Origin of the sequence: Mesorhizobium sp. M7A.F.Ca.US.014.04.1.1, assembly GCF_003998745.1 — a bacterium.
Lineage (GTDB): Bacteria > Pseudomonadota > Alphaproteobacteria > Rhizobiales > Rhizobiaceae > Mesorhizobium > Mesorhizobium ciceri.
In genome coordinates this window covers 1-598 of record NZ_RZRW01001354.1, presented here as the reverse complement: position 1 = coordinate 598, position 598 = coordinate 1, and the positions used below count along the sequence as shown (strand labels likewise).

The following is a 598-nucleotide window of genomic DNA, read 5'->3' as shown; positions in this document are numbered from 1 at the left end:
GCGCGAAGGCCGCGAACTGGCCCGATTTGCTGTAGCGGTCGTTGAAAGGCTGCGCCGCATTGCTGGCGATCGAGCCGGTCAGGCAGGGATGGCCGGAAAACAGTTTTTCGCTGTCCTTGGGCAGCAGGCATTGCGCCAGTTTCGTGTGCACGCCCGAAGCGGTGGCCAGCGGCGTGCAGACGGTGCCGCCGCCGCATTTCCAGGTCGCACCGAAGCGGTCCGCATCTTCCGGCATCAGGCACGGCATGGCCATCTCGGCCGGCGCGTAGTCGACCGCGGCGTCCGTCCAGGCTGCCGGCGGCGCAAAGGAGAGCGGACGGAAGCGGTTTGGCTCCCTGCCCTCAGCTGTAGCGCGCAGCCAGGCCTGGCGGCGCGGGATCTCGGCATGAAGATGCGGCGAGATGTCGACCTCGATGCGGTTGAGCGGCGATGTCGTCTTGTCGTCAAGGCCGATGAAATGGAAGCCGGCAGTGGAACCGGCCTGATGGCAACCTTGGCAGGCGCCATTGTCCAGCCGCTCGACCAGCGCTTCCGGCGTGCGCACCAGTTTTAGCGTGGAATAATCGAGCGATGCGAATTCCTTGGGCTGGAACAATTG

1 pseudogene is annotated in these 598 nt (G+C 65.2%); it reads right to left on the bottom strand.

The window, feature by feature from the left end:
• Positions 1–598, bottom strand: a pseudogene (locus EOA22_RS36510) (hypothetical protein); the annotation flags it as partial.